General features: G+C 68.8%; 5 protein-coding genes. 2 read left to right on the forward strand and 3 right to left on the reverse strand.

Features of this window, described 5'->3' with window-relative positions; all coding sequences use genetic code 11:
* Together A5760_RS23850 and A5760_RS23855 are read left to right on the forward strand one after the other, a co-directional pair.
* Positions 1-526, forward strand: a 526-nt coding sequence (locus tag A5760_RS23850) for a DsbA family protein (RefSeq protein WP_064885429.1), incomplete at its 5' end; no start/stop codon positions are given.
* 94 nt (positions 527-620) lie between these two features.
* A complete protein-coding gene (locus A5760_RS23855) occupies positions 621-2,129 on the forward strand; it encodes a serine/threonine-protein kinase (protein WP_064885431.1) in 1,509 nt (502 codons plus the stop codon).
* A 10-nt stretch (positions 2,130-2,139) separates the two neighbouring features.
* On the opposite strand, the gene A5760_RS23860 is transcribed toward A5760_RS23855, so the two are convergent.
* The 3 genes from A5760_RS23860 to A5760_RS23870 form a co-directional block, all read right to left on the reverse strand.
* The gene (locus A5760_RS23860) at positions 2,140-3,624 is read right to left on the reverse strand and encodes an MFS transporter (RefSeq protein ID WP_064885434.1); all 1,485 of its coding nucleotides are present in this window, start codon (positions 3,622-3,624) and stop codon (positions 2,140-2,142) included.
* A gap of 91 nt (positions 3,625-3,715) precedes the next feature.
* On the reverse strand, positions 3,716-5,506 hold the full coding sequence (gene ngg, locus A5760_RS23865; protein WP_064885436.1) for an N-acetylglutaminylglutamine synthetase: 1,791 nt from the start codon (positions 5,504-5,506) through the stop codon (positions 3,716-3,718).
* Positions 5,503-7,308: an N-acetylglutaminylglutamine amidotransferase gene (locus A5760_RS23870; protein ID WP_064885438.1), complete on the reverse strand. Its 1,806-nt coding sequence runs from the start codon at positions 7,306-7,308 to the stop codon at positions 5,503-5,505. Before A5760_RS23870 ends, ngg begins: the two co-directional genes overlap by 4 nt.
* Positions 7,309-7,464 lie beyond the last annotated feature (156 nt).

Consider the following 7,464-nt stretch of genomic DNA (forward strand, 5'->3'; position numbering starts at 1 on the left):
GATGTGTATAAGAGCCCAGACCACGATCGACATCTTCAACGAACCCATCTGCCCGCCGTGTGGCAGCTTCATCAGGTCGAACGCCACCGACATCGACACCGCCGTGAACAACAAGAAGCTTGCCGTGCGCTATCACCTGCTGAACTTCCTCGACGACAAGTCGCACAGCCAGGACTACTCGACGCGCGCGGTGGCGGCCAGCTACTGCGTCGCCGGGCAGAACGACCCCAAGGTTTACGCCGACTTCTATTCCGGCTTGTTCGCCAGCAACTTTCAGCCGCAAGAGGGCGCCGCAGAAGACCGCACCGATGGCGAGCTCGCGCAATTGGCCAAGACGGTGGGCGCCGACGCCGCCGTCGTCACCTGTATCAAGTCCGGCGACGACATCGGCACGGCCAAGTCGAAAGCGGCGAACGGCTACTCGAGCCTGTCGGCGGACAACGCCAATTCCACACCCTTCGTGTGGGACGGCGCCACCGCGGTGAACTACCAGAATCCGGCCTGGCTGACGAAAGTCACCGGATAGCAAGCGGCCAACCGGGGCCGCCGGCCGGCCGAGCCGCGATCACCGTACCCGGGGATGTTGTACTTTTCCTGCGGCGAGTTGATTGGAGTCGGCGATGAGCGACGCGCAGGGGTCGCGGTCGGGGACGATGTTCGGCCCGTACCGCCTGGGGAGGCTGCTCGGCCGCGGCGGGATGGGCGAGGTCTACGAGGCCGAGCACACCGTCAAGCAGTGGACCGTCGCGCTGAAGCTGATGTCGCACACGTTCAGCCAGGATCCGGTGTTCCGCAAGCGAATGGAGCGCGAAGCCCGCATCACCGGCCGGCTGCTGGAGCCGCATGTGGTGCCGATCCACGACTACGGCGAAATCGACGGCCAGCTGTTTTTGGAGATGCGCCTTATCGAGGGTGTCGACCTGGACAGTCTGCTCGAACGTGAGGGGCCGCTGCCCGCGCCGCGCGCGGTGGCCATCATCCACCAGGTCGCGTCGGCCCTGGACGCGGCCCACGCCGCCGGGGTGACGCATCGTGACGTCAAACCGCAGAACATCCTGATCACCGGCGACGACTTCGCCTATCTGGTCGACTTCGGTATCGCCAGCGCCAAGACCGACGAGAAACTGACCCAACTGGGCACCGCGGTGGGCACCTTGAAATACATGGCGCCCGAACGCTTCTCGAGTGACGAGGTGACTTCCCGGGCCGACGTGTACGCGCTGGCGTGCGTGCTCTACGAATGCCTGACCGGGGCGCCGCCGTATGGCGCCGACAGCACGGGCGTGCTGGTCACCGCGCACATGATGCACCCCATCCCCAAACCCAGCGCGCACGGCGCCGACGTGAGCCCGGCATTCGACGCGGTGATCGCGGCCGGAATGGCCAAGGACCCGAGCGAGCGCTACCCCACCGCCGGCGCCCTGGCCGACGCCGCGCACAAGGCACTGACCAGCCCCGAACGCGAACGCGCCGCGACGATCCTGGAGCGCAGCAACACCGCGGGCGCCGAGGTCCCGATCAGCCCACCCGCGCCGCCGCGGCCCCGGCGCACCCGCTGGCCGGTGGTGGCCGCCGCGGCCGTCGTCGCCGTCGCGATCTGCTCCGTCGGCGTCTGGCTGGTGCTCAAACCGACCAGCCAGCCGCAGCACCGGCCGAGTTCGGGCAAGACCGCGCCGCCGTCCACCGCCGCGCCCAGCGGCGACCAGGCGCGACTGATCAGCCTGCTCCCACCGGGCTACCTGCCCGGCACCTGCACGCCGGCCACCCCCGAGTCGGGCAGCATCTGGGTGCCCGCGGTGGCGATGGTGACCTGCGGACAGAACACCCAGCCCGGCGGCCCGGCCCGGGCCACCTATGGGCTGTTCCCTACGCCTGACCGGCTGAAGAAGGCGTTCAACGACGACGTCGGCAACGTCAGCCTGGTGAACTGCCCCGGCGAGGGACGCTCACCCGTCAGCTGGCACTACGACGAGACCCCCGACGACATGGCCGGGCTGATCGCGTGCGGCACCTACAACAACCACCCGAACGTGATCTGGTCGAACGACGCGAGGCTCATGCTCAGCGACGTCACCGGCGACCCGGCCACCGCCGAAGACCTGCACACGTGGTGGGACGCGTACGGCTGACCCGCCCGGCCTAGTCCGTGACCGGCTCCGAATCCTCTTGACGCTCAGCGTCTTCCACGGTCAACGGCAACGCCAGCTCCTCGAGCGGGCGCTGCTCGGCGGCGATGCCGAGCCACAGCTCGACCAGGCCGGCCGCGGCCATCACGACCGCCCCGATCAGGAACGACCAGACGACCTCGCTGCGCATGCCCGAGTTGATCAGCTGACCGAACAGCAGCGGGCCGGTGATGCCGCCGATCGCCGTGCCCATCGCGTAGAAGAACGCGATCGCGAGCGCCCTGGTCTCCATCGGGAAGATCTCGCTGACCGTCAGGTACGCCGCGCTGGCGCCCGCCGACGCCAGGAAGAACGCGACGATCAACACGCAGATGAAGGCCCAGACGCCGCCGGCCTGGGTGAGAAACACGATCGCCAGCGCCACCACCGCGACACCGGAACCGATGTAGGTCAGCGTGATCATCGGCTTGCGGCCGACGGTGTCGAACAAGTGCCCGAGCACCAGCGGGCCGGCGAAATTGCTCAGGGCCCACAGCACGAAGAACACCGGCACCATGTCCGACGGCACAGCGTAGAACTGGCTGAGCAGCGTGCCGAGGTTGAACGTGACGCCGTTGTAGAGGAACGCCTGCCCGATGAACAGCGCCAGTCCGAGGATCGCGCGCCGCGGATAGAGCTTGAACGCCACGGCGGCGATCTCCCGGAACGAGATCGCCGTGCGCTGGCGGATCCGCAGCGCCTTGCCCTGCGGTTCGGGCAGCGGTTGGCCGGTCTCCTGCTCGACCGCCTCTTCGATCTCGCCGACGATCTGCTCGGCCTCCTCGTCGCGGCCGTGAATGAACAGCCAGCGCGGGCTCTCCGGAACGTTGCGCCGCACCAGCAGCACGAAAATGCCGAGGATGGCGCCGATGCCGAAGGCCAGACGCCAGCCGACGTTGGGCGGGAAGTTCGACGTGTTCAGCAGCACCAGCGCGCCGCCCGCACCGGCGGCCGAACCCAGCCAATAAGTTCCGTTGATCACCAGGTCGACCCGGCCGCGGACCCGCGCCGGGATCAACTCGTCGATGGCCGAATTGATGGCGGCGTATTCGCCGCCGATGCCGGAGCCGGTGAAGAAACGGGTCAGGAAGAAATACCACGGGGCGAACGCGAACGCGGTGGCGACGGTGGCCACCAGATAGATCGCCAAGGTGAGGATGAACAGGTTGCGCCGGCCGAAGCGGTCCGTCAGGTGGCCGAAGAACAGTGCCCCCGAACACGCCCCCGCGATGTAGATCGCGGCCGCCATGCCGATCTGCGCGGCGTCCAGCGAGATCCCACTGTTGTGCTCCATGAGCCGGGCCGACACGTTGCCCACCATGGTGACCTCGAGCCCGTCGAGCACCCACACCCCGCCCAGGCCGACGACGACGCGCCAATGAAACCGCGACCACGGCAGCCGATCCAGCCGCGCCGGCACATGCGTCGAGATGGTCTTGGTTTGCGCGCTCGCACTCATGCGGTCTCCGTTCCGGTTTGACAGAGATTTACCCAATCCGACCCGTCGCTAGCGTCGCGCGGGGTATCGAACGGGTGCCGCACCCGCCGCGTCAACCTCGATCCGACCGGGACTCCTCGGGAGTCCAGGCCTGCGGCTGGCCGGGGTGGCCGGGAAAGAGAAAGTCGATGAAGGCCGCGGCCGTGGGCTGGGGCTCGTGGTTGGCCAGCCCCGGGCGCTCGTTGGCTTCGATGAAGGCGTATTCGGCGCCGCTGACATCGGGCACCAGCAGGTCGATGCCGGTCACCGGGATGCCGATCGCTTCGGCCGCCGTCACGGCGACGCGGAACAGTTCGCTGTTCACGTGCGCGGTGACGTCATGGATGGTGCCGCCCTGATGCAGGTTGGCGGTGCGCCGAACCCGCAGCCGGGTCCCCTGCGGCAGCACGTCGTCCAGCTGCCAGCCGGCCTCGGCGATCGTCGACTCCGTGAGGTCGTCGAGCGGGATGCGGGATTCACCGCCGGTGGCCGCCGAGCGGCGCCGGCTCTCGGCCGCGATCAGGTCCCGCACGCTGTGCTCCCCCGTGCCGATGATCTCCGGGGGCATCCGCAGCGCGGCGGCGACGACGCGGCCGTCGATCACCACCAGCCGAAGGTCGTCGCCGGTCACCCGCTGCTCGATCAGCACGTCGGAGTGTTGCTGGCGGGCCCGCGCCAGCGCGGAGCTGAGGTCGTCGGGCCCGTTGTCCGGGACGACCCCGACCGTGATGCCCTTGCCCTGCTCGCCACGCGTCGGTTTGACGACGACCTCGCCGACCTCTTTGAGGAAGGCGAAGTCGCTCTCGTCGAACGTGGCCAGCCGCGCGCGTGGCACGGTGATGCCCGCCTCGGAGACCAGGCGCCGCGTCAGCCGCTTGTCGTCGCAGCGGCACATGGCCACCGCCGAGGTGTACTCGGACAGCGATTCCCGGGTGATGACGCTGCGGCCGCCGTGGGTCAGACGCATCTCGCCGGTCTCGGCGTCGAGCACCTCGACCCAGATACCGCGGCGCAGCGCTTCGTCGGCGATGATCCGGGCGTACGGATTGAGGTCGTCGACCGTCTCGGGCGGCGGACTGAACAGCGGCTCGTTGATCGCGTTCTTGCGCTTGATCGCCAGCACCGGGACGCGACGGAAACCCAGCTTCTCGTAGAGCCCGATGGCGGCGGCGTTGTCGTGCGCCACCGACAGGTCCATGTAGGCCCGGCCCGCGCTGCGGAAGTGCTCGGCCAGCGCCTTGGTCAGGGCGCCGCCGACGCCCGGCAGCCCGGCGGCCGGATCGACCGCCAGCGTCCACAGGCTCGACCCCTCTTCCGGGTCGTTGAACAGCAACTCGTGGTCGACGCCGGTGACGGTGCCGACCACGGCCCCGTCCTCGTCGCGCACCGCCAGCAGGTACTTCACCGCCGGCACGTGCTGATGGTTGTCCCAGATCACGTCCACACCGGCCGGGACCATGCCACAGCGCACGTAGACGCGGTTCATGGCGTCGGCATCGATCGGGTCGTTGAGCGTGCGCACCGTCACGCCCAGCGGCGTCGGCGCCAGGTTCTCCGTCTTGGGGGTGAAGCGCAGCCGGTAGGTGTGGCTGGGATCGATGAACAGCTCGGTGGGCGCCTCGGCGACCACCACGTGCGACTCGCGGGCGTAGATGCAGATGTCGCGACGCCCGGGTCCCTCGCGGCGCAGCGCCTCGACCAGTTCCTGGGAATTGGCGAAGGTCTGCCCGAAAATCAGCCGGCCCCAACCTAGTTCGAGCTCGACATCCTTGGCCATCGCGTCGACCAGCTCTTGCGGCGAGGCGTCATGCAGACCGAGCGTGATCGCCTCGGTGTGGTCGCCGGACGGATCGACCATGGTCACGCAACCGGGCCCGTTACACCATGACGCTGCAACCAGAGCTCGAGCAGCGCGATCTGCCAGAGCTCGTTGCCCCGCAGCGGGGTCAGTTTGCCGTTTGGGTTGGCCAGCAGCGCGTCGACCGCGTCGGTGTTGAACAGGCCGCGCTCCTTGGCCGTGGGCGCGTAAAGAGCGTCGCGGACCATGTCGAGGTACGGGCCCTCGAGGTGGGTCAGCGCCGGGACCGGGAAGTAGCCCTTGGGGCGGTCGATGACCTCCGACGGAATCACCCGTCGCGCAGCCTGTTTCAGGACGCCCTTGCCTTCGTGCGCGATCTTCAGTTCCGGCGGGCAGGTCGCGGCCAGCTCGACCAGCTCGTGGTCGAGGAACGGCACCCGGCCCTCCAGCCCCCACGCCATCGTCATGTTGTCGACCCGCTTCACCGGGTCGTCGATCAGCATCACGGTCGTGTCGAGGCGCAGCGCGCGGTCGATGCCGGTTTCGGCGCCGGCCTGCGCGAAATGCTCGGTGACGAATCGCAGGCTGGGATCGCCGGGCGCGACGATGCCCGATCCGACCAGCGCGTCGACCCCGGCGTCGTCGCGGTCGAAGAACGCGCCGCGGTACTGGGCGACGGCACCGTCCAGGGTGGCCGCGGCGGCCTCGCCCATCGGCGGGTACCAGTGGTAGCCGGCGAACACCTCGTCGGCGCCCTGCCCGGACTGCACGACCTTCACGTGCCGCGACACTTCCTGGCTCAGCAGGTAGAAGGCGACGCAGTCGTGGCTGACCATCGGCTCGCTCATCGCGCCGATGGCACCGTCCAGCGCGGGCAGCATCCGGTCGGTCTCGATGCGGATCTGGTGATGGTTGGAGTCGAAGCGCTTGGCCACGATGTCGGAGTACTGGAACTCGTCGCCCTTGACGCCGCCCGCCGACTCGAAGCCGATGGAGAACGTCGACAGGCCGTGCTGGCCGGCCTCGGCGAGCAGGCCCACGATCAGGCTGGAGTCCACGCCCCCGGACAGCAGGCAACCGACCGGCACGTCGGCGACCAGGCGGCGCTTGACCGCCAGCCGCAGCGTGGACAGCACGGCGTCCTCCCAGTCGCGCTCCGACCAGTCGGCGCGGTCGGAGTGGCGGGTGAAGTCGGGCGCCCAGTAGGTGGTGACGGTGCGCCGGCCGTCGGGCTCGATGGCCACCAGCGACGCGGGCGGCACCTTGCGGACCCCACGCAGGATGGTGTTGGGCGCGGGCACCACCGAGTGGAAGCTCATGTAGTGGTGCAGGGCGACAGGGTCGATCCGGGTGTCCACACCGCCGCCGGCCAGCAGGGCCGGCAACGTGGACGCGAACCGCACCCGGTGGTTGTCCTCGGTCAGGTACAGCGGCTTGATGCCGAGCCGGTCCCGGCCGAGCAGCACCCGCCCGCTGTCGCGTTCGACGATGGCGAAGGCGAACATGCCGAACAGATGGCTGACGAAGTCGTCGCCCCACCGGTGGTAGGCCTTGATCAGAACCTCGGTGTCGCTGTGCGAGAAGAAGCGGTAGCCGTACCCGCTGAGCTCCTGCCGCAACTCCTTGTAGTTGTAGATGCAGCCGTTCCACGCCAGCGACAGGCCCAGCTCCGAGTCGACCATCGGCTGGGCGCCGGCTTCGGTCAGGTCAATGATTTTGAGGCGACGATGGCCAAGCGCGACGCGGCCCTGCGACCAGGCGCCGCCGGTATCCGGACCCCGGGGTGTCAGCACCGCGGCCATCGCCGAGACCGCCGCTACATCGGGCGGCTGCCCGTCGAGCCGTACCTCCCCGGTGACTCCGCACACGCCTTCGACCCTACCGTTGTCCGATTCGAAGCGCGCATGAGATCCGCCAAAAGCGCTGCAACGGGCCACGTACGGCCGCGATCAACACAGTGTGATCACCGCGATCGACGGACGTGTGAACTGGATCGCACCGTCGCCACGAACTGGCCGAGACGC

The organism is Mycobacterium colombiense, from assembly GCF_001665835.1.
Taxonomy (GTDB): domain Bacteria; phylum Actinomycetota; class Actinomycetes; order Mycobacteriales; family Mycobacteriaceae; genus Mycobacterium; species Mycobacterium colombiense_A.

Coding starts and splice junctions, on each gene's coding strand:
- A5760_RS23855 (WP_064885431.1), top strand. CDS start 621: ATGAGCGACGCGCAGGGGTCGCGGTCGGGGACGATGTTCGGCCCGTAC.
- A5760_RS23860 (WP_064885434.1), bottom strand. CDS start 3,624: ATGAGTGCGAGCGCGCAAACCAAGACCATCTCGACGCATGTGCCGGCG.